Origin of the sequence: Bacillus cereus group sp. BfR-BA-01430, from assembly GCF_022663115.1 — a bacterium.
Lineage (GTDB): Bacteria > Bacillota > Bacilli > Bacillales > Bacillaceae_G > Bacillus_A > Bacillus_A cereus_BD.
Genome location: NZ_JAKUEW010000063.1, coordinates 1 through 576, shown reverse-complemented (window position 1 = coordinate 576; position 576 = coordinate 1). Strand labels below are relative to the sequence as shown.

Below are 576 nucleotides of genomic sequence, written 5' to 3'. Positions count from 1 at the left end.
TATCAATATGTGTCCTTGTAGCGTCATGTAATTTCCAATACTTAACACCATTAGTTAATTTGGCATTTCTAATCAAGTTAATGCTACCAATGCCACCCACATAATCCTCAACATCTTTCATTTTTACCGACAACGCAAGTTCATCAGAATGTTGTTTGATTGTCGCCTGTGCTTCGGATATCGCTTTTCCTTGCTGTGTTTGCGTTTCTTGAAGTTTAGATACACTTTGATTGATAACATCCGAGGTCTTTTCAACATTTGTTACACGTTTATCAAACGAAGTTTGCGTGTTTTCTACTTTTGTTATATTTTCTTTAATGCCGTCTACACTTTTTTCAATCTCAGTTGTTTTTTCTGTGAATGTCCCTTGTGAAATTAAATCCTCTGGTGCATGATTCCAGTTTTCGAGATAGTCTCCAAATGTAACTAATATACCTGTAAAAGTTGCATCGACAGTAGTTGTATTAGCGGTCGCTAAATTTACACGTACTTCTTTTAAAGTACCTGCATATTTTGTTGTATCGAAAGGAACTGAAATACGTTCCCATCCATTCGTTATTTCTTTTTGTGAAATAA

1 pseudogene is annotated in these 576 nt (G+C 34.9%); it reads right to left on the bottom strand.

Annotated elements, in window-relative coordinates:
* Nucleotides 1–576: pseudogene (locus MR058_RS22930) on the bottom strand (phage tail spike protein); the annotation flags it as partial.